This is a genomic window from Streptomyces sp. NPDC059037 (assembly GCF_042740015.1).
Taxonomy (GTDB): domain Bacteria; phylum Actinomycetota; class Actinomycetes; order Streptomycetales; family Streptomycetaceae; genus Streptomyces.
Window position 1 is genome coordinate 1 of record NZ_JBHYIG010000144.1, and the last position, 24,155, is coordinate 24,155.

Genomic DNA, 24,155 nt, shown 5'->3' on the forward strand with positions numbered 1-24,155 from the left:
TGTTTTTTTTTTGCTTTTTTTTAAACCGGGTTGTGGGGGGGGGTGTGGGGGCCTACCCCCGGGGGGGCCGCTTAGTTTCCCTCCGCCCCCCCCCTTCTCCATGCGTAGAGTTGCGCGCACGCCAACCGACAAGATCGACCGATACGAGGCCCCCACCGTGCGCCGACGCTCACTTCTCCTTGCCGTTCCGGCCGGCCTGCTCACGCTGGCCGGGTGTGGTGACGACAAGGCCGACAAGGCCAAGTCCAGCGACAGCCCGTCCCCCACCAACTCGACCTCGGCCGCGCCGACGGCGAAGATCGTGGACGGGCCCGTGCCCGAGATCACGAAGGGGACGAAGTTCGGCCAGAAGCCGACCGTCGCGAAGGGGAACGGCAAGCCGTCCTCCGACCTCGCGGTCAAGACCCTGATCCAGGGCAAGGGTGCCGAGGTGAAGAAGGGCGACTACCTCCAGGCCAACTACCTCGGCCAGATCTGGGCCACGGCGAAGGTCTTCGACAACTCCTACGACCGGGGCAACCCCACGGTCTTCCCGATCGGCGTCGGCCAGGTCATCCCCGGCTGGGACCAGGCCCTGGTCGGCAAGAAGCTCGACAGCCGCGTGGAGCTTGCCATCCCCCCGAAGATGGGATATGGCACGGAGGGCAACAAGCAGGCGGGCATCAAGGGCGACGACACCCTGGTCTTCGTCGTCGACCTGGTGAACACCTTCAACGCCAAGAGCTCGGCCAAGGGCGACGAGGTCGCGCAGTCCAACATCGACCTCCCCAAGGTCGGCACGAACACGGACGGCAAGGCCCCCTCGATCGACGTCCCGAAGAAGGACGCCCCGAAGAAGCTCGTCGCGAACTACGTCATCGAGGGCGACGGCGACGAGATCAAGGAGACCGACAGCCTGCTGTGCCAGTACAAGGGCGTGCTGTGGGCCGACGGCAAGGAGTTCGACTCCTCGTACGAGAGCGGTCAGCTCGCCTCGTTCCAGCTGGCGCAGGTCGTCAAGGGCTGGGCACAGGGCCTGACCGGCAAGAAGGTCGGCAGCCGTGTCCTGATCGTCGTCCCGCCGGAGCTCGGGTACGGTGACCAGCCGCCGCAGGGCAGCACCATCAAGAAGGACTCCACGCTGGTCTTCTCCGTGGACATCCTCGCGAAGATGTGACGCCGGGCGAAGATGTAAGACTGTCCGCGCATGACCATCCGTATCAAGCAGGAGCATTTTCGTGAGCATTGAGAAGCCCGAGGTCGATTTCCCGGGCGGCGAGCCGCCGGCCGAGCTGCAGATCAGGGACATCTGGGAGGGTGACGGCGCGGTCGCGAAGGCCGGCGACTTCGTCAAGGTCCACTACGTGGGCGTGGCCTTCGGCACGGGCGAGGAGTTCGACGCGAGCTGGAACCGCGGCAACCCGCTGGAGTTCCAGCTCGGTGCTGGCCAGGTCATCTCCGGCTGGGACCAGGGTGTCCAGGGCATGAAGGTCGGTGGCCGGCGCGAGCTGATCATCCCCGCCCACCTCGCGTACGGCGACCGCGGCGCCGGCGGCGGCCGTATCGCCCCGGGCGAGACGCTGATCTTCGTCTGCGATCTCGTCTCCGTCTGAGCGACGACTGAGGCCAGGGTCTGATCAGACCTGTCCACCGAGGGTCCATGCCTGTCCTGGCATGGGCCCTCGGCTTTTGCCAGGGCACCCCCGGGCGGTACGGTCGGCGGTCGGAAGCACTGTTGAGAAAGGGCGTCGATGGCCATTGCCAAGGCCGAGCGGCTGATGAACCTGGCGCTGTGTCTGCTCGGGACGCGGCGGCCGCTCAGCAAGCGCGAGCTGCGCGAGTCCATCGAGGCCTATCTCGAAGCGGGGAACGACGACTCCTTCAACCGGATGTTCGAGCGCGACAAGGACGATCTGCGCGAACTCGGCCTGGTCATCGAGACGGTGGAGAATCTCGACGGTGACGTGGGCTATCTCGCCCGGCGCGACAGCAACCGCCTTCCGCCCATCACCATCGACGCCGAGGAAGCCGCCGCGCTCGGCCTCGCGGCCAAGGTCTGGCAGCAGGCCCGCCTCGCCGGAGCGGCCAGCGGCGCCCTGCAGAAGCTGCGCGCCGCCGGGCTGCCCGAGGACGTCGACCCGTACGAGGCACACAGCGCCCTCGAACCGCGCATCCCCGTGCACGAGGCGTCCTTCGAGCCGCTGATGCTCGCCTGCCGCGACCGCCGCCCCGTCGCCTTCGACTACCGCAAGGCCACCGCGGCCCGCCCCGAGCAGCGGCACGTCGAGCCGTGGGCGCTCGAATGCTGGCGCGGCCACTGGTACCTGGCCGGCTGGGACCGCGACCGCGGTGCCGAGCGGGTCTTCCGGCTCTCCCGCATCACGGGCAAGGTGCGCGCCCGCGCCGGAAAGTTCACCGCCGACGTCCCCGACGTGGTCACGGTGCGCGAGACCGTGGCGGGCTGGGCGGGGGAGAGCGCCGACCGCTCCGCCCTCATCCGGCTGCGCACGGGCGCGGGCTATCCGCTGCGGGCCAAGGCCGCCCACATACGCGAACTGGGCGAGGGATGGGACGAGTTGGAGATTCCGTACGGGCACGGGCTCGATGCCTGGCTGGTGGAGTTCGGGCCCGATGTGGTGGTCCTGGAGCCCGCGGAGCTGCGGGCCGACGTCGTGGACCGGCTGCGCGCCGTGGCCAAGGGCTGAGGGGACGTACCGAGAATGGCCTCGAACGCCATCGACCAGACCCGGCGGATGCTCTCCCTGGTGACCTATCTGCGCGAGCGCCCCGGCGCCCACGTCAGCGACGTCGCCCGCGCCTTCGGGATCACCCAGGACGAGCTGATCTCCGACCTGGACGTGCTGCCGCTGTGCGGGACCAGCTTCCGCGGCGGCGACCTCCTGGACATCGACACCGACGGCGACCGCATCTGGTGGCACAACCCGGACGACGTGGCGGCCCCCTTGCGGCTCGCCGCCGACGAGGCCACCGCGCTCCTGGTGGCCGCCCGCGCGGTGTCCACCCTGCCCGGGCTGCGCGAGAGCGACCGGCAGGCGCTGCTGCGTGCCACCGCCAAGCTGGAGACGGCTGCCGGCGAGGCCGCCGGGGCCAGCGCACGTCTTTCGGTCACCTTCGAGTCCGAGGGCGGCGTCTTCGCGGACGTCGACCGCGCGATCTCCGAGCGGCGCCGGCTCTGGCTGCGCTACTACTCGCCCGCGCGCGACGAGCTGACCGAGCGCGAGGTCGACCCGATCCGGCTCTTCGCCGTGGGGCACACGTACATGGAGGCGTGGTGCTACCTCTCCGAGGCGCGCCGCACCTTCCGTCTCGACCGGGTGGCCGAGATCAGGATCATGGACGAGGCGTCGTCGCCGCCCGATGTCGAGCTGCGCGATCTCTCCGAGGGGCTCGTGCAGCCCGCCGCCGAGGACCCCGAGGTGGTCATCGAGGTGGGGCCCGGCGGCCGCTGGGTCGCCGAGTACTACCCGCACGACAGCGCCGAGGAGCTCCCCGACGGCGGCCTGCGGATCACGCTGCGCACCCCGGACCCCACCTCGCTGCGCAGGCTCGCGCTGCGGCTCGGCGGCGACGGGCACATCGTCTCCCCGGCCGACCTCGCGGATAGCGCGCGACAGGCGGCGCGTGAGGCCCTCGCGGCCTATGACCGACACCCGGAAGGGCCGTACGACAGGCAGGAGCAAGGACGTTGAACACCAGCATCATGTCCGAGATTCCCGGAATGTCGAGAATCGCCCCTGTGCTCTTCAAGGCCGCCTGCCCCGACTGCCGCGCCCGCTTCGAACTCTCCGCGGGCGCCCTGCGGTTGGCCATCGGCGCATCGGCCCGCACCACCTTCTACTCCTTCACCTGCCCCGAGTGCGGGGCCGCGGTGCGCAAGCCCGCGGGCGAGCGCATCGTCGAACTCCTCACCGGCGGCGGGGTGCGGACGCTGCGTCTGCACTCGACCGTCTAGGCTCGGCGCATGTTCTGGGCGATGCTGGCGATTGCTGTGGGGTTCTGCGGCCTGGCCGTGCTCGGCGTTCTGGCGATCCGGGTCTTCCTGGAGGCGCAGCGTCTGAGCCGTCAAGTGACGGAGACCACACAGCGGATCAATCGCGCGGCGGAGGATCTCGAGGCGGCGGCGACGGGCGTGGCCCGTGCGGGCCGGGATGTCCTTTAGATCCTGTGAATCCCACAGGTGCCGGGGAGACGCGCATCGACACCGCGGCCTGTCAACTTCCCTTGTACGGCAGGTACGCTGCTGAAGTGGCCCGGAGTGCGAGGCGCGGGCCGCGACTGGGAGTACGCACAGGGATTGCCCTGCGTTCACCCCTGAGCGTTACGATCGCTGCCAGCACGGTGGCCGGACAGCAAGTCCGGCCTGTCCGGCAGCCCCGCCCCTGCCGCCTCGGTGAGAAGGTAAAGACCTATGTTCGGAAAGATCGGCGCCCCCGAGATCATTCTCATTCTCGTCGTCATCGTTCTGCTGTTCGGCGCGAAGAAGCTTCCCGACATGGCCCGGTCGCTCGGCAAGTCCGCGCGCATCCTCAAGAGCGAGGCCAAGGCGATGAAGACGGACGGCAAGAAGGACGAAGCCGCCCCGGCCGACCCGCCCAGCGACCCTTCCGCCGCCCAGCCGCGCACCATCCAGGCCGCGCCCGGCGACGTGACCAGCTCGCGCCCGGTCACCGAGCCCACCGACAGCACGACTAAGCGCTGATCCAAGGCCGGCGACGGCCGGCCTGCCGCACGAGATGAGGACGTGGGTTGCTCAAGTCTGCCCGCAAGAAGGAACAGGATCCCGAGGGGCGGATGCCTCTTGCGGAGCACCTGCGTGAGCTCCGCAACCGGCTCGCGAAGGCCGTGCTGGCCATCATCGTCGTCGCGATCGTCGCTGCCTTCTTCTACAAGGACATCATCGAGTTCTTCACGGACCCGATCCTGAGTTCCGTAGGGTGCGAATCCAGCTTCGCCGAGCTGGCGAAGAAGGGCGGGGACGAGACCTGCGCGCGCATCGTGCTGAACGGTCTGATCACGCCGTTCACGCTCGCCCTGAAGATCTCCCTGATGGCCGGCGTGGTGCTCGCGTCGCCGATCTGGCTGTACCAGCTGTGGGCATTCGTCGCCCCTGGCCTGCACAAGAGCGAGAAGAAGTACGCCTACGCCTTCGTGGGTGCCGGCTTCCCGCTGTTCATGTGCGGTGGGTTCTTCGCGTACAAGACGCTGCCGACCATGGCGCGGGTGCTGCTCGACTTCTCACCCGGCGGCGTCGACAACCAGCTGCCGCTGGACGAACTGATCGACCTGGTCACCCGCATGGTGATCGTATTCGGCCTCTCCTTCGAGCTTCCGCTGCTGCTGGTCATGCTCAACCTCACCGGAGCCATCACCGGCAAGCGGATGCTCGGCTGGTGGCGCGGGATGATCATGGGCATCACGGTCTTCGCGGCCGTGGCCACGCCCAGCACGGACCCGCTGACCATGATCATGCTCGCCGGGCCGATCTGGGTGCTGTACTTCGCGGCCACCGCCTTCTCGCTCCTGAACGACCGGCGCAAGGCCAGGATCGATGCCGCGGGGCCCGACGACGACGAGGCGTCCGACCTCGATCTGACGCCCGAGGACGTCGGCGAGATCGAGTCCGTTTCGGCCAGTCGCGCCCTTCCGCAGCAGAGCAGCCCGGACCGGGACCGGGTAAACGGTTTCGACGACGTGACCTGACCTTGTAGGGTCCGGCCGTGACCAGCGAGATCACCCTCTTCGTCAATCCCACCGCGGGACGCGGCCGGGGCGCCCACGCGGCGCAGCCGGCCGCTTCCGCGTTGCGGGCAGCAGGCTTCTCCGTACGCACGGTCATCGGCGAGGACGCCGCCGATGCGCTGCGCAGGGCGCGGGACGCCGTCGAGGGCGGCACGGGGGCGCTGATAGCCGTCGGCGGCGACGGCATGGCGAGCCTCGCGCTGCAGGCCGTCGCGCAGACGGACACCCCGCTGGGGGTGATCGCCGTGGGCACCGGCAACGACTTCGCACGGGCGCTCGGGCTCCCGGTGCGGGACCCGGCGGCCGCCGGGGCGGTCGTCGCCGACGCGCTCGACGCGGGACGCACCCGCGCCGTCGACCTGGGGCGGGTCGGCAAGACCTGGTTCGGCACGGTGCTCGCATCCGGCTTCGACTCACGGGTCAACGACCGCGGCAATCGCATGCGCTGGCCCACCGGCCGCTTCAAGTACGACCTCGCGATGGTCGCCGAGCTGGCCGCCTTCAAGCCCGTCCCGTACCGGATCACGCTGGACGGCGGGGTGGTCCACGAGGTCGACGCGACGCTCGTCGCCGTCGGGAACGGATCCTCGTACGGCGGCGGCATGAAGATCTGCGCCGGCGCCGACATGAGCGACGGACTCTTCGACGTCACGGTCGTCGGCGACTGCAGCCGCACGACGCTCCTGAAGGTCTTCCCGCGCGTCTACAAGGGCACGCACCTGGACCATCCCAAGGTCACCGTCCACCGGGCGCGGAAGGTCGAACTGGCGGCCTCGGGCGTGACCGGGTACGCGGACGGAGAGCAGCTGGGAGCGCTGCCGCTGACGGCGGAGTGTCTGGCGGGAGCCGTGCGGATCCTGGTGCCCGAAGGGTCCCCGGGGCCGTAAGGCAGATAATGATCGTCCGTTGTCAGTGGTGGCCGGTAGGCTCGAAAGCACGATGACAGAGGACCTCTCACCGGCCGAGCGGTACGCGGCGGCGCGCGAGCGCGCTGCCGAGCAGGCCACCGCACTCGCGGGCTTCCGCGAGATGTACGAATTCGGCCTCGACCCCTTCCAGATCGAGGCCTGCCAGGCGCTCGAGGCGGGCAAGGGCGTGCTCGTGGCCGCCCCCACGGGTTCGGGCAAGACGATCGTCGGCGAGTTCGCCGTGCACCTGGCCCTGCTGCAGGGCAAGAAATGCTTCTACACGACGCCGATCAAGGCGCTCTCCAACCAGAAGTACGCCGACCTGGCGAAGCGCTACGGCGCGGACAAGGTCGGCCTGCTGACCGGCGACAACAGCGTCAACTCCGATGCGCCCGTGGTCGTGATGACCACCGAAGTGCTGCGCAACATGCTGTATTCGGGCTCGCAGTCGCTGCTGAACCTCGGCTATGTGGTGATGGACGAGGTGCACTACCTCTCCGACCGCTTCCGGGGAGCCGTCTGGGAAGAGGTGATCATCCACCTCCAGGAGTCGGTCACGCTCGTGTCCCTGTCGGCGACGGTCTCGAACGCGGAGGAGTTCGGCGACTGGCTGGACACCGTGCGCGGCGACACCCAGGTGATCGTCTCCGAGCACCGGCCCGTGCCGCTGTTCCAGCACGTGCTCGCCGGGCGCCGGATGTACGACCTCTTCGAGGAGGGCGAGGGCCGGAAGAAGACGGTCAACCCCGACCTCACGCGCATGGCGCGCATGGAGGCCAGCCGTTCGTACAACCCGCGCGACCGCCGCAAGGGCAAGATGGTCCGCGAGGCCGACCGTGAGCGCGAGCGCCGACAGCGGTCGCGGATCTGGACGCCGGGCCGCCCCGAGGTCATCGACCGGCTCGACTCCGAGGGCCTGCTGCCCGCCATCACGTTCATCTTCAGCCGCGCGGCCTGCGAGGCCGCCGTGCAGCAGTGTCTGCACGCGGGCCTTCGGCTGAACGACGACGACGCGCGGATGCAGGTCCGCGAGATCGTCGAGGAGCGCACGGCCGCGATCCCCGACGAGGACCTGCACGTCCTCGGCTACTACGAATGGCTCGAAGGCCTGGAGCGCGGCATCGCCGCGCACCACGCGGGCATGCTGCCCACCTTCAAGGAGGTCGTCGAGGAGCTCTTCGTACGCGGGCTCGTGCGCGCCGTCTTCGCCACCGAGACGCTCGCCCTGGGCATCAACATGCCCGCGCGCAGCGTGGTGTTGGAGAAGCTCGTCAAGTGGAACGGCGAACAGCACGCCGACATCACCCCCGGCGAGTACACGCAGTTGACCGGTCGCGCCGGGCGGCGCGGCATCGACATCGAGGGCCACGCGGTCGTGCTGTGGCAGCGGGCCATGAGCCCGGAGCACCTGGCCGGGCTCGCCGGCACGCGTACGTATCCGCTGCGGTCCAGCTTCAAGCCCTCGTACAACATGGCGGTGAACCTCGTCGAGCAGTTCGGGCGGCACCGCTCGCGTGAGCTGCTCGAGACGTCCTTCGCGCAGTTCCAGGCCGACAAGTCGGTCGTGGGGATTTCGCGGCAGGTGCAGAAGAACGAGGAAGGTCTTGAGGGCTACAAGGCCTCCATGACCTGCCACTTGGGGGACTTCGACGAGTACGCGCGGCTGCGCCGCGAGCTCAAGGACCGGGAGACCGAGCTCGCCAAGCAGGGCGCCAACCAGCGCAGGGCCGCCGCGGCCGCCGCCCTGGAGAAGCTCAAGCCGGGCGACGTCATCCATGTGCCGACCGGCAAGTACGCGGGGCTCGCGCTCGTCCTCGACCCGGGGCTGCCGGCGGGACGGGTCAACGGCCACCGGGGCTTCGAGCACCAGGACGGTCCGCGGCCGCTGGTGCTGACCGCCGAGCGGCAGGTCAAGCGGCTCGCGGCGATGGACTTCCCGGTGCCGGTGGAAGCCCTCGACCGGATGCGGATCCCGAAGTCGTTCAACGCGCGTTCCCCGCAGTCGCGCCGTGACCTGGCGTCCGCGCTGCGCACCAAGGCCGGGCACATCGTGCCCGAGCGGCACCGCAAGGGGCGCGCTGCCGCCGCCGACGACCAGGAGATCGCCCGGCTGCGCGCGGAGCTGCGCGCGCACCCCTGCCACGGCTGCGACGAGCGTGAGGACCACGCGCGCTGGGCCGAGCGCTACTACCGCCTGCGGCGGGACACCGTGCAGCTGGAGCGGCGGATCGAGGGGCGGACGAACACCATCGCGCGCACCTTCGACCGGATCGTCGCGCTGCTCACCGAGATGGACTATCTCCGGGGTGACGAGGTCACCGACGACGGCAGGCGGCTCGCCCGGCTGTATGGAGAGCTGGATCTGCTGGCGAGCGAATGCCTGCGGGAAGGCGTGTGGGAGGGGCTCAGCCCGGCCGAACTGGCCGCGTGCGTCTCGGCGTTGGTGTTCGAGGCCCGGATGGCGGACGACGCACTCGCGCCCAAGCTGCCCTCCGGGAAGGTGAAGGCCTCCCTCGGCGAGATGGTGCGGATCTGGGGGCGGCTCGATGCCCTGGAGGAAGAGTTCAAGATCAACCAGGCGGAGGGGGTCGGGCAGCGGGAGCCCGATCTGGGGTTCGCCTGGGCCGCGTACATGTGGGCGTCCGACAAGGGGCTCGACGAGGTGCTGCGGGAGATCGAGATGCCTGCCGGGGACTTTGTCCGGTGGTGCAAGCAGGTGATCGATGTGCTGGGGCAGATTGCGGCTGCTGCTCCCCGCGAGGGGTCGACCGTGGCCAAGAATGCGCGGAAGGCCGTGGATCAGTTGCTGCGGGGGGTCGTGGCGTACAGCTCGGTCGGGTGACGGCCGGTGGGGGCGGGCAAGGGGTGGTTTCTTCCCCGGGCCCGCCCCTTCTGAGAGTTACGCCGCCGAGCTCGCCCGCGCCGCGTCCCGCTTCGCGACCTCCTCCCGGACGAGCGGGATCACCTGGCGGCCGAAGTCGATCGCGTCGTCCAGGAGGTCGTAGCCGCGGGCCGAGAGGATGTCGACGCCCAGGTCGTAGTAGTCGAGCAAGGCCTGGGCGACCGTCTCCGGAGTGCCCACCAGGGCCGTGGAGTTGCCGGCGCCGCCGGTCTCCGCCGCGGTCGGCGTCCACAGGGCGCGGTCGTGCCGCTCGCCCGACGCCGCCACCGCCAGGAGCCGCTGCGAGCCCGAGTTCTCCGGGCTCTTCAGCGGGTGATCCAAGGGGAGCGCAGCGACTTCCGCTGAAGGGTGGTGGTGGGAGACGGGCGGGCGGGACGGCGGCGCGCCCGCCTTGCGTGCCTTGATGCGGGCCAGCGTCGCGTGCGCCTTCTCCCAGGCCAGTTCCTCGGTCGGCGCGATGATCGGGCGGAACGCCACCTGGATCCGGGGGACGTCGGTGCGGCCCGCGGCCTTCGCCGCCGCCTTCACCGACTCGATCTGCTCGGCGGTCTGCGCCAGGGGCTCGCCCCACAGGCAGTAGATGTCGGCCTCGGCGCCCCCGGCTGCGTACGCGGCGGGCGATGAACCCCCGAACGAGACGCGCGGATGCGGCTGTTGGACCGGGAAGGTGTCGCTGACGAAGTCCTTGAAGCGGTAGTGCGCGCCCTCGTGGTCGAAGGGCTCGTGCGAGGTCCACGCCTTCTTGATGATCTGGATGGCCTCGCGGGTGCGCGCGTACCGCTCGTCCTTGGTGAGGAAGTCGCCCTCGCGCCGCTGCTCTTGGTCGTTGCCGCCGGTGATGAAATGCACCGCGAGGCGGCCGTCACTGATCCGGTCCAGGGTCGCGAAGGTCTTCGCGGCGAAGGTGGGGTACGAGACGTTCGGGCGGTGCGCGACCAGGATCTGGAGCCTGTCCGTGCGGGCCGCTATGTAGGCGGCGGCGGGGGAGGGGTCGGGGGATCCGGATCCGTAGGCGAACAGGACGCGGTCCCAGCCGTGGTCCTCGTGGGCGCGGGCGAGCCTGAGCGTGTAGTCCTTGTCGAAGGAGGCGCCGGAGCGCGCGGTGACTTCGGAGCCTTCGTTGGTCGCTGCGATGCCGAGGAACTCGACGGGCATGGTGGAGCCTCATCTCAACTGGTCGTGGTGTGCGCTGACTTGGAAGCGGTCAGGAGCAACACGACGCGGACCACACGCGACCGAGGTCGATGTGGTCGCGGGTGACCAGCCGGAGCTGAGGGCGCATGCGCCCAGTGGAGCAGCCGTCCATACGGGGCGTCAACCACGGCCGGGCGGTGGTGATTCCCCTCCCGCCCAAGTCCCCCCGAAGCCGTGTTCGCGCCTGTTCGACGTCATCACTCCACGTGTTCGATTGATCGCCACGCGTGTAAATGGAGCCGAGTGTATGCCTGTCGGTGAGACCTCTGCAGAGGGTTGCGGAATATGACTCGGCGATGATTCCGGCGGACTAAGCTCGCCCGGAGCGCGGCGAGTTGAAACGAGTTGCGATAGATTCGCGCGCTTGTTCCCAGATCTGTTGATAGTTCGCATGTGTCATTCGTTCTCAACTCCCCGAAGAATCCCCCCATTTCCCAGCATCAACCCCAATTCCTCCCCCCAAGACGAGTGTTCAGAGGGCATACATGGTGAGTGTTCAATCGCCTCCCGGTGGCCGAGAAGTCCCTTACGCACGTGTGCTGTTGCTGCCCGCCATGCTGATGGCCGCGGCAACCGGAGCCGCCGTCGCGGCGGTCACGGAACCCGCCCGCATCGCGGTCGGCTGGTGCGGTGCGATCGCCACCCTCGTGGTCATCGCGGTCGGCGCCGAAGCGGTGCGCCGCGGCCGGTCCAACCGTGAGCTCCACGCGCAGTACGGACAGCGGCTCGCCTCCCTGGAGCGGCGCATCGCATCCCATGACGACGAGACCGTCCGCCTGGGCAGTGAGATCATCCCCGAGGCCGTGTTCCGGCTCCGGCAGGGCGAAGCACCCTCGGAAGTGATCCGCCACCTGGTCGACGGTGACGAGTCCTTCGCCGAACTCCCGGAGTCGCAGCGGCAGATGCTCCGCAACGTCCTGGACACCCTGGACACCGGAGAGGCGATGCGCGAGTCCTCGCAGCGCGCCTTCGTCAACATCGCCCGGCGCGTCCAGTCCATCGTCCACCAACAGTCCGCGGAACTGCGCGAGATGGAGGAGTTCCACGGCCGCAACCCCGAGGTCTTCGACGACCTGCTGCGCATCGACCACGGCACCGCGCTGATCGGCCGCCTCGCCGACTCGATCACCGTGCTCGGCGGCGCCCGCCCCGGACGCCAGTGGCCCAAGCCCGTACCGCTGTACAGCGTGCTGCGCGGGGCCATGTCGCGGATCCTGGAGTACCAGCGCGTCGATCTGCACTCGATCGCCAAGATCGCCATCCGTGGCACCTCGGTCGAACCGCTCATCCACGCCTGCGCCGAGCTCCTCGACAACGCCACCCGCTACTCGCCGCCGCAGACCCGCGTCCATGTGACCGCCGTCGAGGTGCAGACCGGCATCGCGATCGAGATCGAGGACGGCGGCGTCAGCCTCAGCGAGGAGGCCAGGGCGCGGGCCGAGCGCATGCTCGCCCAGGCCCAGGCCGGCATCGACCTGAACGACCTCGGTGAGACCCCGCGCCTGGGCATGGCCGTCGTGGGACGCCTCTCGCAGATGTACAACCTGCAGGTCTCGCTGCGGCAGTCCGCGTACGGCGGGGTCCGGGCGGTCCTCATCGTCCCGCGCGAAATGATCAGCAGCGGGCCCGCGCCCGGCCTCGCGCACGGCATCGGCGCCTCCGCGGTGCCCCGGGTGAACGCGGACGGCGAGATCATCAAGGAGCCCCACGGCATCCGGCGCAAGAAGCCCCGCGTCATGACGGCGGGACCGCCGCTCTCGAAGTCACAACTCACCGCGGCCATGGAGGACGACGTCCCCGAGGTCACCGAGTGGACGTCGAACGGCCTGCCGCAGCGCCGCAGCCGGGTCCGCACATCGTTCAGCCAGCGGGTCGCCCAGGAGGCCGAGGACGCGAAGTACGCGGCCCAGGCCGCGCAGTACGCCAAGCCCCCGACGACACCGGTCGTACCCGAACCGGTGAAGAAGAAGAAGGAGGAGAAGGAGCCCGGTCTGTGGATCGAGGCCTTCATGAAGGGCGTCAAGGGCGACGAGACCACCGCCGGCGACCCGCCGTCCCCCAGGGACCACACCGAGAACGACCACGGCAACGCCGACAACGCGGACGAGGGGGGCTGGAAGTGATCCAGCAACGGGCCAATTTCGACTGGATGCTCAAGGAGCTCGCCGACGGGGTGCCGCAGACCCGGCAGATCGTGGTGCTCTCCGCGGACGGTCTGCGGATCGCGCGCTACGGCGGCGACCCCGACGGAGCCGACCGGATCGCCGCCGCCTGCGCGGGACTTCAGTCCCTGGCCGCCGCCGTCGCCACCGAGTTCCCGCACAGCGAAGGCGGGATGCGCATGGTGATCATCGAGATCGACGGCGGCTACTTCTACATGATGGCCGCGGGCGCCGGTGCCTATCTGGCCGTGCTCGCGGAGGAGACCGTGGACGCGGGCCTCATCGGGAACCGCATGCGGGACCTGGTCGTCCGGATCGGCGCCCATCTGACGAGCCCGCCCCGGCGAGACGGGCAGGCCGTATGACTTCTCCGGAAGGCGACCCTCCAGCCCACGGCGACGACCCTCCCCGGCGTGTACGGCGCAGCCCGGAGAACCCCGAGCGGCTCTACACCATCACGGGTGAGGACACGGAACGGGCGCCGATCGACCTGGTCACGCTGATCGTCGCGCACGGCGAGGCGGCACCCGCGGCGCAGCCAGAGCACGCCGTCGTACTGCGGTTATGCAAGCAGCCGCTGTCCGTAGCCGAGCTTTCGGCCTATCTGGCGCTGCCGTTCAGCGTGGTCACGATTCTGCTGACGAGGATGCTCGCCGTCGACCTCGTGCAGGCGCGCGAGCCGATCGTCCGCTCCACGCTCCCCGACCGTTCCCTCCTCGAAGCGGTGATGCATGGACTTCAGAAACTCTGAGAACACCGACACGATCACCGGACCCAGCAGCGAGGACGTGCTGCCGCACACGGCCGCGGCCGCGGTGAAGGTCGTGATCGTGGGCGGGTTCGGGGTCGGCAAGACGACGATGGTCGGCTCGGTCAGCGAGATCAGGCCGCTGACCACCGAAGAGACCATGACCCAGGCCGGCATCGGCGTGGACGACAACTACGGCTCCGAGTCCAAGACGGCCACAACCGTGGCGATGGACTTCGGCCGGATCAGCATCTCCGAAGAGCTGGTGCTCTATCTGTTCGGCACCCCCGGCCAGGAGCGCTTCTGGTTCCTGTGGAACGGGCTCTTCGAAGGCGCGCTCGGCGCTGTCGTCCTGATCGACACCCGGCGCCTGGAGGTCAGCTTCGACGTGATCGGCCGCCTCGAGGAGCGCGGCGTGCCCTTCGTCGTCGCGGTCAACGACTTCCCCGACGCGCCGCAGCACCCGATCGACGCGCTGCGCAGCGCCCTCGACCTGGACGAGGCGGTGCCGATCGTGAAGTGCGACGCCCGGCAGCGCGCGTCGAGCCGGGACACCCTGCTGACCCTCATGCGGTACCTGCACTCCCTGACCGTGGCCCGCGTCTGACCCTCATCTCATCCGCAACCCCGGAGCGACGAACGTGACGACCCCCTCCCACTCCCACCCCGGCACGGACGACCCGTCCCTGCCGCCCCCCGGCTGCCCCGCCCACGGGCTCGGCCCCGGCGGCCTGCGCCGCCTCTACGGTCCCGAGGCGGACACCGACCTCGCAGGCGTGTACGAGAAGCTGCGCGCCGAGCACGGCACGGTGGCCCCGGCCCTGCTGCACAACGACGTACCGATCTGGGCGGTCCTCGGCCACAGCGAGAACCTCCACATGGTGCGCACCCCCTCGCAGTTCACCCGCGACTCGCGCCAGTGGCGGGCCGTCCTTGACGGCTCCATGGGCCCCGACAACCCGCTCGCCCCCGTCGTCACCTGGCAGCCCATGGCCACCTTCGCGGAGGGCGCCGAGCACGAGCGGCTGCGCGGCGCGGTCACCGGCGCCATGGGAGGCCTCGACCACCGGGGCATCCGCCGCTACATCAACCGCTACAGCAACCTCCTGCTCAACGACATCTGCCAGGACGGCAAGGCCGACCTGGTGAGCGGGTACGCCGAGCATCTGCCGATGATGGTGATGTGCCATGTCCTCGGCATGCCCGAGGAGTACAACGAGCGGATGGTGCAGGCCGTCCGCGACATGATCAGGGGCACCGAGACCGCCATCGCCAGCAACGAGTACATCATGGAGGCGCTGCTGCGCCTGGTGGCGCGGCGCCGGGCGAAGGCGGAGGAGGACTTCACCAGCAACCTCATGGCCCAGCCCGCGCAGCTCACGGACGACGAGGTGGCAGCGCATCTGCGGCTCGTGCTCTGCGCCGCGTACGAGGCGACGGCCAACCTCATCTCCAACGCCCTGCGGATGGTCCTCACCGACCCGCGCTTCCGAGCCCAGCTCAGCGGCGGCCAGATGACCGTCCCGGAGGCGGTCGAGCAGTCCCTGTGGGACGAGCCGCCGTTCAGCGCCATGGTCGGCTACTTCGCCAAGCAGGACACGCAGCTCGGCGGCAAGCAGATCAAGGCGGGCGACGGTCTGATCTTCGGCATCGCGCCGGGCAACGTGGACCCCGTCGTACGCCCGGATCTCGCCGCCAACATGCAGGGCAACCGCTCCCATCTGGCGTTCGGCGGCGGTCCGCACGAGTGCCCGGGGCAGGACATCGGGCGCGCCATCGCCGACACCGGCGTCGACGCGCTTCTGATGCGCTTCCCTGATGTGGAACTCGCCGTAGAGGAACACGAGTTGAGGTGGAACTCGTCGATCCTCTCGCGGCATCTGGTGTCGCTGCCGGTGCATTTCGCGCCCAGGCCGCCGCAGGATGTGACGGCCCGGCCGATGGCGAAGGTGCCGGGGCCGCGCAACGACTGGCAGGTGTCGTCCCCGGCGCCCCGGCCCGCCCAGCCGGCGCCGGTCGTGCCCCAGCCGGGGCCCACGCCGCCGCCCGCACCGGAGCCGGTGGCCGCGACCGTGCCGCGGCAGGGCGCGTGGCGGCGCTTCGTCACCTGGTGGCGCGGCTACTGACGGGCGTCCGGCCCCTGCCAGGTGTCGTACGCGGTCCAGGCGCCGAGCTCGCGCGCACTGACGAAGCGGTGCTCGGCGCCCGTGACGGGGTCGGTGAACTCCAGGACACGGGAGAGGAGTTGGAGCGGCCGCCGGAAATCGTCCGGCGGCACGGGCCCCCGCACCACGGGGTAGATCGGATCGCCGAGGATCGGCAGACCGAGGGTGCTCATGTGGAGGCGCAGCTGGTGGGTGCGGCCGGTGTGCGGGGTCAGCCGGTAGCGGGCCAACTCGCCGTTGTGCCCGGCGAGTTCGATCAGGCTCTCGCTGTTCGGCTCGGCGCCCGGCACCTCGTAGGCGGCGATGACGCCGCGTTCCTTGACGATGTGACTGCGTACGGTGCGGGGTAGTTCGGCCGCCGGGTCGTACGCCGCCACGGCCTCGTACTCCTTGCGGACCCGCCGTTCGCCGAACAGCGTCTGGTAGGCGCCGCGTTCGGCGGGCCGCACGGTGAACAGGATCAGGCCCGCGGTGAGCCGGTCCAGGCGGTGCGCGGCGCCCAGCGTGGGCAGATCGAGCTCCGTGCGGAGCCGGGCGAGCGCCGTCTCGGTGACATGGCTGCCGCGGGGTGTGGTGGCGAGGAAATGCGGTTTGTCGGCGACGACGATGTGCTCGTCGCGGTAGACGACGTCGATGGCGTACGGCACCGGGACCTCGTCCGGCAGATCGCGGTGGAACCACACGAAGGCGCCGGGCACATAAGGCGCGTCCGCTGTCACCGGCACGCCGTCGGCCCCGACGATCCGCCCGTCCCGCAGCATCCCGTCGATCACCCCGGGCCCGGCCTTGAGCCGTGCCACGAGGTGATCCCGCACGGTCTCCCACGCCCCGTCGACCGGCAGTTTGACCCGCACGGGGTCGACGCCGCGGCGCTGGGGCAGGGGAGAGGGCGGGATACGGGGCTTGCGGGTCACACCGTGAAGGGTACGGGGGCCGGTGGGGGCGCCTTGATCTACGGGGCCTTGGTACCGCTGGTTCTGATCAGGGCATGCAGATGCATGTCATGCCAGCCGTCCACGTGGAGGACCGCGCTGCGCTTGGTGCCCTCCGGCTCGAAGCCCGTCTTGAGGGCCACACGGCACGAGGCCTCGTTGGCCGTGGAGTGGGTGAGTTCGAGGCGGTGCAGGCCCACCTCGTCGAAGGCCCAGTCCGACAGCGCGGTCAGGGCGCGCGGGGCGATGCCACGGCCGCGGGCCGACGGCATGGTCCAGTAAGCGACTTCGGCCTGTCCGTCGGCGAGCACGATCAGGCGCAGCGCGATCCGGCCCACCAGCTCGTCCGTGGCGGCGTCGGCGATCGCCCAGTACGCGTCCTTCTCCTCGGACCAGGCCTTGCGCCAGCCGTCGATCCAGCCCCGGGTCTCGTCGACCGACTCGGCGTCCCGCGCGTGCCAGCGCTGTATCAGCGGGTCCTGGAACGCCTCGTACACGGCGGGCGCGTCATCGGGCGACCAGGGTCGGATGACGAGGCCGCCGGGGACGGGGATGGTGGGCTGCGCCTGACGGGCGAGCGTCCCCGCCGCGACTACGTCAGAGATCTTGAAGGGCATGGGGCCATCGTGACAGCGGACTTCGCCGGAGGGGGCTGATTTTCACGGGCCCGTAGGGGTGCGGGGAACTGCGCGACCAGCCCTCACCGGCGGGCGGACGGGAGCGGCCCCGTCCCGCCCCGGCCAAGCGCAGCGCTACGCCGCTTCCTGCTCGGCCTCAACCTGCGCGTTCCACTCCCGCTTCGACGCCTGCCACCCGTCCTCGTTGTGGCCCAGGCGCCAGTACCCGGAGATCGAGAGCCGCTCGCGCGGCACCTCACGCTCCACGCGCAGATAGCGGCGCAGCTCCTTCACGAAGCCTGCCTCGCCATGTACGAACGCCTGGAGGTCGCCGTCGGGAAAGTTCAGCGAGCGCACCGCTTCGACCAGGGCCTCGCCGACGGGGCGCTGCCCGCGGTGCAGCCACTCGATGTCCGCGGCCGAATCGACCTTCTGCTCCTCGTCCGCGTCGCCGATCTCCACGAAGGCGTACGCCTTGGCGCCCTCGGGCAGCGCCTCCAGCGCGGCGGCGATCGCGGGCAGCGCGCTCTCGTCACCGGCGAGGAGGTGCCAGTCGGCCGCGGCGTCCGGGGCGTAGCCGCCGCCCGGGCCGAGGAAGCGCACCGTGGTGCCGGGCTGCACGCGCTGGGCCCACGGCCCGGCCAGGCCCTCGTCGCCGTGGATGACGAAGTCGAGGGCCAGCTCGCGGGCCTGCGGGTCCCACCGGCGGACCGTGTACGTACGCGTCACGGGCCACTGGTCGCGTGGGAACTCCGCACGGATCCGCTGGATGTCGAAGGGCTCCGGATACGTCGCACCCTCGGCGGGGAAGAGCAGTTTCACGTAGTGATCCGTGGAATCGCCCGCCGTGAACTCGGCGAGGCCCTCGCCGCCGAGGACCACGCGCTGCATGTGTGGGGTGAGGCGTTCGGTGCGCACGACCTGCGCCACATGGGTCTTGGGTGCTGTGCGTGCAGGACGTTCTGCCATGGCGGACGCCTCCCCTGATCAAAAGTTGCTTAGGCTTACCTAAGCTAGCACCTCAGTCCTGAAGGGTGGACAACAACCGCTGGAGCGCGCCACCGAGTCCCCATCGCGCCGCGAGCTCGTCCAGGGCCGCCGGATCGCGCGGCTCGCTCGGCAGCGCGAGGTCGATGTCCGGCAGCGGCACGTCGTCCGCGACGCGGACCACCGTCGGCGCGACCGCCACATACGGCCGGGATTCGTCGAGCCGCTTGCGCTGCGAGGGCGTCAGCTTGCTCTTCGGGTCGTCCACGGCGGCCATGATTCCGGCCAGATTTCCGTACGCGTCCAGGAGCTTGGCCGCGGTCTTCTCGCCGATGCCGGGCACGCCGGGCAGCCCGTCGCTCGGGTCGCCGCGCAGCAGCGCGAGGTCGACATAGCCGCTGCCGTCCACGCCGTACTTCTCCCGCAGCCAGTTCTCGTCCGTGAGCTGGAGGCTGCCGACGCCCTTGAGGGGGTAGAGGACGCGGATGCCGCGCTCGTCGTCGACCAGCTGGTAGAGGTCGCGGTCGCCGGTGACGATGTCGACGGGGCCGGTGGCCCGGGCGGCGTACGAACCGATCACGTCGTCGGCCTCGTACGACGCCGCGCCCACGCGGGCGATGCCGAGTGCGTCCAGGACGTCCTCGATGATCGGGACCTGCGGCGAGAGCGTGTCCGGGGTCTCCTCGGCGTCCGGCCCCTGCTCGACCTCCTCGGCGACGCGATGCGCCTTGTACGAGGGGATCAGCTCGACCCGCCAGTGCGGGCGCCAGTCCGCGTCCCAGCAGGCGACCAGGTCGTCGGGCCGGTGGTCCTGGACGAGCCGGGCGATGAAGTCGAGCAGACCGCGCACCGCGTTGACCGGGGTGCCGTCCGGGGCCTTCACGGAATCGGGGACCCCGAAATAGGCGCGGTAGTACAGAGAGGCCGTGTCGAGCAGCATGAGCCGTCGCGTTTGCTGAGTCACGTTCGCATCATGCCGCACGGCACTGACAGCGAGCGGTCCGTTGCGCATCGCGCCGCGCAGTGCAGAGTGTGCAACAAATGTGAACTGGAACACGCACGCGTTTGGATTTTGTATGCACGGGCAGGCGCGGATCTGGAGCGCTCCCGGTCGATGATTCAACTATTGCATCGGGCACGTAAGCGGGCGGAACCCGCGTCGCTCCACGGCCCGTCGGCGGGGGAGGCGGGCCGTTGTGGTTCAACCCGAGAGGTGTATGTGTCCAGGCTGCAAGCCGAGCACTTGTACAAGGTGTTCGGCAGACGACCCGCTGACGCGGTGGAGAAACTCCGCCACGGAACCGACCGAGAGGAGCTGCGCGCCGAAGGCACCACCGCCGCGGTGATCGACGCCTCCTTCACGGTCGAGCCGGGCCAGATCTTCGTCGTCATGGGTCTCTCCGGATCCGGCAAGTCCACGTTGCTGCGCATGCTCAACGGTCTGTCGGAACCAACGGCCGGACAGGTGCTCTTCGACGGACAGGACCTGACCGGTCTGAGCGCCCGTGAGCTGCGCGAGGTGCGTTCCAAGAAGATCAGCATGGTCTTCCAGCACTTCGCTCTCTTCCCGCACCGCAGCGTCCTGGAGAACGCCGGTTACGGCCTGGAGGTGCAGGGCGTGCCGCGCGCCGAGCGCGAGGAGCGCGCCACGGTCGCGCTCGAACTCGCAGGACTGAAGGGCTGGGAGAAGTCCTGGCCCGACGAGCTGTCCGGCGGCATGCAGCAGCGTGTGGGCCTGGCCCGCGCCCTGGCCACCGACGCCGACCTGCTCCTCATGGACGAGTCGTTCAGCGCGCTCGACCCGCTGATCCGCCGCGACATGCAGGACCAGCTCCTCGAACTCCAGAAGCGGCTGAAGAAGACCATCGTCTTCATCACCCACGACCTGAACGAGGCCATGCGCCTGGGCGACCAGATCGCCGTCATGCGCGACGGCCGCATCGTGCAGATCGGCACCGCCGAGGACATCCTCGTGACCCCGGCCAACGACTACGTCGCGTCGTTCACGCAGGACGTCGACCGGGCCCGCGTGCTCACGGCGGGCGCGATCATGGCCGAGCCGGAGACGGCGTACGGCACGAAGACGCCCGAGGGCAAGGAGCTGCATACCGCACAGGACGTGTTGTCCGCCGCTCCGGCGACCGTCTCCGCCGCCACGCCGATCATCGAGCTGTTCACGCCGTGCTCCACCAGCACCGTCGCCGTGGCCGTCACCGACGGCGAGGGCGAGCTCATCGGTGTCGTACCGAGTGAGCGGCTGCTCGCCGTGCTCGGCGAGCCGATGCCCGCCGTGGAGGAGAGCAAGGTGATCGCCAGTGCCTAGGATCCACATCGGCGACTGGGTCGCCTCCGGAGTCGACTGGCTGCGCGACAACTGCGAGTGGCTCTTCGACTTCATCAAGCTGGTCGTCGGGAACGCCTACGACGGCGTCAACGCGGTCCTCACCTCGCCCGAACCGCTGATCCTCATCGGCATCTTCGCCGTGCTCGCCTTCTGGCTGCGCGGGCTGCTCGCCGCAGCGGCGACCTTCGCGGGATTCGCCCTGATCGACTCGATCGAGCAGTGGGAACCGGCGATGAACACGCTGTCCCTCGTGCTCGTCTCCTGCGTGATCATCTTTGTGTTCGCGCTGCCGATCGGCATCTGGGCGGCCAAGAACCGCACCGTCAGCGGTCTGATACGCCCGGTGCTCGACTTCATGCAGACCATGCCCGCCATGGTCTATCTGATCCCGGGCATCTTCTTCTTCGGCGTCGGCCCGGTCCCCGGCATGGTCGCGACCATCGTGTTCGCGATGCCGCCGGCCGTCCGTCTCGCCGAGCTCGGCATCCGGCAGGTCGACGAGGAACTGATCGAGGCCGCCGAGGCGTTCGGCACGCACCCGCGCAACACGCTGTGGCGCGTCCAGCTCCCCCTTGCGCTGCCCACGATCATGGCGGGCGTCAATCAGGCGATCATGCTCGCCCTGTCCATGGTGGTCGTCGCCGGCATGGTCGGCGGTGGCGGTCTCGGCTCCACCGTGTACGACGGCATCAGCTCGGTCGACGTCGCGCTCGGCTTCGAGGGCGGTATCGCGGTGGTCATCCTCGCGATGTACCTGGACCGCATGACCGGCGCCCTCAACCAGCGGGTCTCGCCGCTCGGCCGACGCGCCCTGGCCAAGGCCGGCTCCGCGCTCGGCGGCCTGAAGATCATGCGGTGGAAGCCGGCCACGCCGGTCGCCATGGTCGGTGTCCTGGTCCTGGCGCTCGTCGCCGGTGGCCTGAACATCTTCGGCAAGGACGACGAAGGCCCCAAGGTCTCCGCCAACGTCGGCCAGGGCCGCACGATCAACATGGGCTACATCGACTGGCCCGAGGGCACCGCCTCCACGTACCTGTGGAAGAACGTCCTCGAGCAGCGCGGCTTCAAGCCCGATGTGAAGGCCCTCGAAGTGGGCGCCCTCTACAACGGCCAGGCGCAGGGCAGCATCGACGTACAGACCAACTCCTGGCTGCCGGCCACGCACGCCCCGTACTGGAGCAAGTACAAGGACCAGCTCGAGGACTACGGCAGCTGGTACGAGCCGACCTCGCTCGAGATCGCGGTGCCCAAGTACGTCAAGGGCGTCAAGACGCTCGACGACCTCAAGGGCAAGAGCGACCTCTTCAAGGGCAAGATCTACGGCATCGAGCCGGGCGCCGGCGAGACGAAGCTCTACGAGGACAAGGTCCGACACGACTACGGCCTCAAGGGCAAGTACGAGCTGGTCAAGTCCAACACCTCGGCGATGCTCGCCCAGCTCGACCGCGCGTACCAGAAGAAGGAGCCCATCGCGGTCACGCTCTGGTCGCCGCACTGGGCGTACGACAAGTACGAGCTGACCAAGCTGAAGGACCCCAAGGGCTCCTTCGGTTCGGGTGACGGCATCCACACCCTCGGCCGCAAGGGCTTCGCCGAGAAGGAGCCGCAGGTCGCGCAGTGGCTGAAGGACTTCAAGCTCAGCGAGGCGCAGCTGACCTCCCTCGAAGGCGAGATCCAGGACGCCGGCAAGGGCAAGCAGGACCAGGGCGTCAAGGCCTGGATGAAGAAGAACCCGGGCATCGTCGACAAGATGGCCCCGGTCGCCAAGGCCACGTACGAGAAGGGCAAGCAGGCCGGCGCCGCGCCGAACATCGGCTACCCGGCGTGGGACGAGGGCATCGCCGCCACGTACCTGTGGAAGAACGTCCTGGAGAAGCGCGGCTACAAGCCGAAGACCACCAAGCTCGACGTCGGCCCGCTGTTCACGGGCCTGTCCACCGGGCAGATCGACGTCGAACTGGACGGCTGGCTGCCGGTCGCGCAGAAGCAGTACTGGGAGAAGTACAAGAAGGATCTCGTCGACGTCGGTGCGTGGTACGACAAGACGTCGCTCGAAATCGCGGTCCCGTCCTACGTCAAGGGCGTGAAGACCATGGACGATCTGCGCAAGAACAAGGACAAGTTCAAGGGCAGGATCGTCGGCATCGAGCCGGGCACCGGCCAGATGACGCGCCTCAAGGACAAGGTCATGCCGGCCTACGGCCTGGACGACTTCAACCTGACCAGCGCGGGCACGAGTTCGATGCTCGCCGAGCTGGAGCGCGCGTACGCGAAGAAGGAGCCGGTCGCGGTCGTGCTCTGGTCGCCGCACTGGGCGTACGACAAGTACGACCTCACGCGGCTTGAGGACCCCAAGAAGACCTGGGGTGCCAACAACCAGATCAAGACGCTGGCCAACAAGGGCTTCCCGAAGAAGTACTCGGAGCTCAACGGCTGGCTGAAGAACTGGCACATGAGCCCTGACGAGCTGATGAGTCTCGAGCAGGCCGTCCAGAAGGCCGGCAAGGGCAAGGAAGAAGCCGGTGTGCAGAAGTGGGTCGAGGCCCACCCGGGCATCGTCGACAAGATGGCGCCGGTGAAGTAGCCGGAACAGCAGCAGAGTTGAGCCCCGTCGACGGCAGTGTGCCGTCGGCGGGGCTCAGTTGTTCATGGGCTCGGCATGCCGGTCGCTTTCGCAATGTGCGGGCGTAAGAGCAAATCAGAGACTTTGGGTGACATTGACGCCTTTCGCGAAGCCCCTGGTTCGTCGGGGACGAGACGGTGACATTCCTGCCTCACTACTGCGAACGCCTTGCCCTACAGTGCGTGTTGAGAGTCATGACAACGGGGAACGGGGAACGGGGAAAGTGACCATCGAAGTGACCACAGTGACCACTCAGAACACCGAGCAGGAGCCCCACTGTCCGTGCAGGTCCGCACTCCACTCGGGCGTGGAGCCGCCCGCCGTCAGTGATCTGACGGTCCGTGAGAGGGAAGTGATGCTGCTCCTGGGTGCCGGGTTGCCCAACCCTGCTCTCGCCCGGCAGCTCGGGATAGCGGAGCGCACGGTGAAGGCGCATGTCGCGCGCATCATCGAGAAGTTGGGGCTCAGAACCCGTCTCGACGCCGTCGTTCTCGCCATAGTCCACCACGGCTTGTTGTGCCCGGACGGGACAAAAGGCTCCTTGCACTGAAAGAGGCTCCTAGCGCTCGAAGTTGCTTCTTGCACTAAAGGGCAGTGCACAAAGATTCACTATGAAGCGTTCTCCGGGATTCATACGATCCTGCCGGTTGGCCGAGCAAGATCGATGAACGATGAACGGGGAACAACAGAATGGTCATCTCGCGCATCTCGCGCATCACCGTCGCGTCGCTGGCTGCGGCGGGAGCTCTGGTCGCGGGGGGGGGGGGGGGCGGGGCCCCGGCGCCCCCCCCCCCCCCCCGCGCCGCGCGCCCCGCCCCCGGCCGCCCCACAGCC

Annotated in this window: 23 protein-coding genes; 18 read left to right on the top strand and 5 right to left on the bottom strand. The window is 69.2% G+C overall.

Translation table 11 applies throughout. The features are described 5' to 3' along the window. Positions 1-157: 157 nt before the first annotated feature. The 10 genes from ACFWY6_RS26520 (at position 158) to ACFWY6_RS26565 (ending at position 9,489) form a co-directional block, all read left to right on the top strand. Positions 158-1,156, top strand: coding sequence for an FKBP-type peptidyl-prolyl cis-trans isomerase (locus tag ACFWY6_RS26520; RefSeq protein WP_384695157.1), 999 nt, complete (start codon positions 158-160; stop codon positions 1,154-1,156). Positions 1,157-1,217: 61 nt separating this feature from the next. Further along, positions 1,218-1,592, top strand: a complete 375-nt coding sequence (locus ACFWY6_RS26525) for an FKBP-type peptidyl-prolyl cis-trans isomerase (RefSeq protein WP_384695109.1) — start codon at positions 1,218-1,220, stop codon at positions 1,590-1,592. A gap of 138 nt (positions 1,593-1,730) precedes the next feature. Then, the gene (locus tag ACFWY6_RS26530; RefSeq protein ID WP_384695112.1) at positions 1,731-2,684 is read left to right on the top strand and encodes a helix-turn-helix transcriptional regulator; all 954 of its coding nucleotides are present in this window, start codon (positions 1,731-1,733) and stop codon (positions 2,682-2,684) included. 15 nt (positions 2,685-2,699) lie between these two features. Further along, positions 2,700-3,689, top strand: coding sequence for a helix-turn-helix transcriptional regulator (locus tag ACFWY6_RS26535; RefSeq protein WP_384695115.1), 990 nt, complete (start codon positions 2,700-2,702; stop codon positions 3,687-3,689). An 11-nt stretch (positions 3,690-3,700) separates the two neighbouring features. Next, positions 3,701-3,952, top strand: coding sequence for a hypothetical protein (locus ACFWY6_RS26540; RefSeq protein WP_361827467.1), 252 nt, complete (start codon positions 3,701-3,703; stop codon positions 3,950-3,952). Positions 3,953-3,961: 9 nt separating this feature from the next. Continuing rightward, positions 3,962-4,159, top strand: a complete 198-nt coding sequence (locus tag ACFWY6_RS26545; RefSeq protein ID WP_266868865.1) for a hypothetical protein — start codon at positions 3,962-3,964, stop codon at positions 4,157-4,159. Positions 4,160-4,408: 249 nt separating this feature from the next. Then, on the top strand, positions 4,409-4,699 hold the full coding sequence (gene tatA / locus ACFWY6_RS26550; RefSeq protein WP_344520689.1) for a Sec-independent protein translocase subunit TatA: 291 nt from the start codon (positions 4,409-4,411) through the stop codon (positions 4,697-4,699). A 47-nt stretch (positions 4,700-4,746) separates the two neighbouring features. After that, complete coding sequence (tatC, locus tag ACFWY6_RS26555) at positions 4,747-5,700, top strand: twin-arginine translocase subunit TatC (protein WP_360772209.1); 954 nt, start codon at positions 4,747-4,749, stop codon at positions 5,698-5,700. A gap of 17 nt (positions 5,701-5,717) precedes the next feature. After that, complete coding sequence (locus ACFWY6_RS26560; RefSeq protein ID WP_384695120.1) at positions 5,718-6,626, top strand: diacylglycerol kinase; 909 nt, start codon at positions 5,718-5,720, stop codon at positions 6,624-6,626. Between the two features lie 52 nt (positions 6,627-6,678). Then, on the top strand, positions 6,679-9,489 hold the full coding sequence (locus ACFWY6_RS26565; protein ID WP_384695122.1) for a DEAD/DEAH box helicase: 2,811 nt from the start codon (positions 6,679-6,681) through the stop codon (positions 9,487-9,489). A 57-nt stretch (positions 9,490-9,546) separates the two neighbouring features. On the opposite strand, the gene ACFWY6_RS26570 is transcribed toward ACFWY6_RS26565, so the two are convergent. After that, positions 9,547-10,704 (bottom strand): LLM class flavin-dependent oxidoreductase, encoded by a 1,158-nt coding sequence (locus tag ACFWY6_RS26570; protein WP_384695125.1) that lies wholly within the window; start codon positions 10,702-10,704, stop codon positions 9,547-9,549. A 524-nt stretch (positions 10,705-11,228) separates the two neighbouring features. On the opposite strand from ACFWY6_RS26570, the gene ACFWY6_RS26575 reads away from it, so the two are divergent. The 5 genes from ACFWY6_RS26575 to ACFWY6_RS26595 are packed head-to-tail and all read left to right on the top strand — an operon-like array spanning position 11,229 to position 15,779. Beyond that, positions 11,229-12,866: an ATP-binding protein gene (locus ACFWY6_RS26575; RefSeq protein ID WP_384695128.1), complete on the top strand. Its 1,638-nt coding sequence runs from the start codon at positions 11,229-11,231 to the stop codon at positions 12,864-12,866. After that, positions 12,863-13,270: a roadblock/LC7 domain-containing protein gene (locus ACFWY6_RS26580; RefSeq protein WP_384695131.1), complete on the top strand. Its 408-nt coding sequence runs from the start codon at positions 12,863-12,865 to the stop codon at positions 13,268-13,270. Before ACFWY6_RS26575 ends, ACFWY6_RS26580 begins: the two co-directional genes overlap by 4 nt. Continuing rightward, the gene (locus ACFWY6_RS26585; protein WP_384695134.1) at positions 13,267-13,656 is read left to right on the top strand and encodes a DUF742 domain-containing protein; all 390 of its coding nucleotides are present in this window, start codon (positions 13,267-13,269) and stop codon (positions 13,654-13,656) included. Before ACFWY6_RS26580 ends, ACFWY6_RS26585 begins: the two co-directional genes overlap by 4 nt. Continuing rightward, positions 13,637-14,260: an ATP/GTP-binding protein gene (locus ACFWY6_RS26590; RefSeq protein ID WP_384695136.1), complete on the top strand. Its 624-nt coding sequence runs from the start codon at positions 13,637-13,639 to the stop codon at positions 14,258-14,260. The genes ACFWY6_RS26585 and ACFWY6_RS26590 overlap by 20 nt, the downstream gene beginning before the upstream one ends. A 34-nt stretch (positions 14,261-14,294) precedes the next feature. After that, the gene (locus ACFWY6_RS26595; protein ID WP_384695139.1) at positions 14,295-15,779 is read left to right on the top strand and encodes a cytochrome P450; all 1,485 of its coding nucleotides are present in this window, start codon (positions 14,295-14,297) and stop codon (positions 15,777-15,779) included. On the opposite strand, the gene ACFWY6_RS26600 is transcribed toward ACFWY6_RS26595, so the two are convergent. The 4 genes from ACFWY6_RS26600 to ACFWY6_RS26615 form a co-directional block, all read right to left on the bottom strand. Further along, positions 15,773-16,732, bottom strand: coding sequence for an RluA family pseudouridine synthase (locus tag ACFWY6_RS26600; protein WP_384695142.1), 960 nt, complete (start codon positions 16,730-16,732; stop codon positions 15,773-15,775). The genes ACFWY6_RS26595 and ACFWY6_RS26600 overlap by 7 nt on opposite strands. Before the next feature lie 38 nt (positions 16,733-16,770). Then, the gene (locus ACFWY6_RS26605; protein ID WP_384695144.1) at positions 16,771-17,367 is read right to left on the bottom strand and encodes a GNAT family N-acetyltransferase; all 597 of its coding nucleotides are present in this window, start codon (positions 17,365-17,367) and stop codon (positions 16,771-16,773) included. A gap of 135 nt (positions 17,368-17,502) precedes the next feature. After that, positions 17,503-18,336, bottom strand: coding sequence for a siderophore-interacting protein (locus tag ACFWY6_RS26610; protein ID WP_384695146.1), 834 nt, complete (start codon positions 18,334-18,336; stop codon positions 17,503-17,505). Positions 18,337-18,388: 52 nt separating this feature from the next. Next, positions 18,389-19,294 carry a 5'-3' exonuclease H3TH domain-containing protein gene (locus ACFWY6_RS26615; protein ID WP_384695160.1) on the bottom strand — a complete coding sequence of 302 codons (906 nt, stop codon included), beginning with the start codon at positions 19,292-19,294 and terminating at the stop codon, positions 18,389-18,391. Positions 19,295-19,573: 279 nt separating this feature from the next. Between ACFWY6_RS26615 and ACFWY6_RS26620 the strand changes: the two genes are divergently transcribed. From ACFWY6_RS26620 to ACFWY6_RS26630, 3 genes are all read left to right on the top strand, one after another. Next, positions 19,574-20,677 carry a glycine betaine/L-proline ABC transporter ATP-binding protein gene (locus ACFWY6_RS26620; protein ID WP_384695149.1) on the top strand — a complete coding sequence of 368 codons (1,104 nt, stop codon included), beginning with the start codon at positions 19,574-19,576 and terminating at the stop codon, positions 20,675-20,677. Further along, positions 20,670-23,282, top strand: coding sequence for an ABC transporter permease/substrate binding protein (locus tag ACFWY6_RS26625; RefSeq protein WP_384695152.1), 2,613 nt, complete (start codon positions 20,670-20,672; stop codon positions 23,280-23,282). Before ACFWY6_RS26620 ends, ACFWY6_RS26625 begins: the two co-directional genes overlap by 8 nt. Before the next feature lie 262 nt (positions 23,283-23,544). Beyond that, positions 23,545-23,871: a LuxR C-terminal-related transcriptional regulator gene (locus ACFWY6_RS26630; protein WP_384695155.1), complete on the top strand. Its 327-nt coding sequence runs from the start codon at positions 23,545-23,547 to the stop codon at positions 23,869-23,871. Positions 23,872-24,155 lie beyond the last annotated feature (284 nt).

Coding starts and splice junctions, on each gene's coding strand:
- ACFWY6_RS26530 (WP_384695112.1), top strand. CDS start 1,731: ATGGCCATTGCCAAGGCCGAGCGGCTGATGAACCTGGCGCTGTGTCTG.
- ACFWY6_RS26535 (WP_384695115.1), top strand. CDS start 2,700: ATGGCCTCGAACGCCATCGACCAGACCCGGCGGATGCTCTCCCTGGTG.
- ACFWY6_RS26540 (WP_361827467.1), top strand. CDS start 3,701: ATGTCCGAGATTCCCGGAATGTCGAGAATCGCCCCTGTGCTCTTCAAG.
- ACFWY6_RS26545 (WP_266868865.1), top strand. CDS start 3,962: ATGTTCTGGGCGATGCTGGCGATTGCTGTGGGGTTCTGCGGCCTGGCC.
- tatA (WP_344520689.1), top strand. CDS start 4,409: ATGTTCGGAAAGATCGGCGCCCCCGAGATCATTCTCATTCTCGTCGTC.
- ACFWY6_RS26565 (WP_384695122.1), top strand. CDS start 6,679: ATGACAGAGGACCTCTCACCGGCCGAGCGGTACGCGGCGGCGCGCGAG.
- ACFWY6_RS26570 (WP_384695125.1), bottom strand. CDS start 10,704: ATGCCCGTCGAGTTCCTCGGCATCGCAGCGACCAACGAAGGCTCCGAA.
- ACFWY6_RS26575 (WP_384695128.1), top strand. CDS start 11,229: ATGGTGAGTGTTCAATCGCCTCCCGGTGGCCGAGAAGTCCCTTACGCA.
- ACFWY6_RS26585 (WP_384695134.1), top strand. CDS start 13,267: ATGACTTCTCCGGAAGGCGACCCTCCAGCCCACGGCGACGACCCTCCC.
- ACFWY6_RS26590 (WP_384695136.1), top strand. CDS start 13,637: ATGGACTTCAGAAACTCTGAGAACACCGACACGATCACCGGACCCAGC.
- ACFWY6_RS26605 (WP_384695144.1), bottom strand. CDS start 17,367: ATGCCCTTCAAGATCTCTGACGTAGTCGCGGCGGGGACGCTCGCCCGT.
- ACFWY6_RS26610 (WP_384695146.1), bottom strand. CDS start 18,336: ATGGCAGAACGTCCTGCACGCACAGCACCCAAGACCCATGTGGCGCAG.
- ACFWY6_RS26615 (WP_384695160.1), bottom strand. CDS start 19,294: ATGCTGCTCGACACGGCCTCTCTGTACTACCGCGCCTATTTCGGGGTC.